At 56.2% G+C, this 448-nt stretch carries 1 pseudogene; it reads right to left on the minus strand.

Annotated features, from left to right (window positions below):
• Positions 1–448 (minus strand): annotated as a pseudogene (locus CQ12_RS47050) (hypothetical protein); the annotation flags it as partial.

Here is a 448-nt window from a genome sequence, read left to right on the forward strand (position 1 = left end):
GATGCTCCGATGAATAGCTGCAAATTTGCCTTGTCGATATCAGCAAGAAACGTACGATCAACCTTTTCGCGCCCGATCGGCTCCGGATAGCCGCCAGGATCGATTTTCGCGAAGCCCTGCCCCGAATAGAAGAAGATACGCTCGCCTGCCCGAATGATCGAGTATGGCGCATAAAGTCCTTTGTCCTGCGCGATACGATCGATCTGGAAGACGATCGGAGAACCAGGCACGTAGGACATGCGCCGGATGGCCTGGTCCTGAAAGATCACGCCATATTCGCCGCCGGCAACACCCCGGACGATGCCGCCATCAGGAAAGTCCTGGAAGTCGGACTGATTGACCCCGCTCGTCCAAGTCGTCGTAGCATTCAACCCGGACCATTGGATCCGGTACGGATTGGACAGAAGTCCTGAAAGCACCAGGAACCTGCCGACGACGCTGATGTAGG

Source organism: Bradyrhizobium jicamae (assembly GCF_001440395.1).
GTDB classification, from domain to species: domain Bacteria; phylum Pseudomonadota; class Alphaproteobacteria; order Rhizobiales; family Xanthobacteraceae; genus Bradyrhizobium; species Bradyrhizobium jicamae.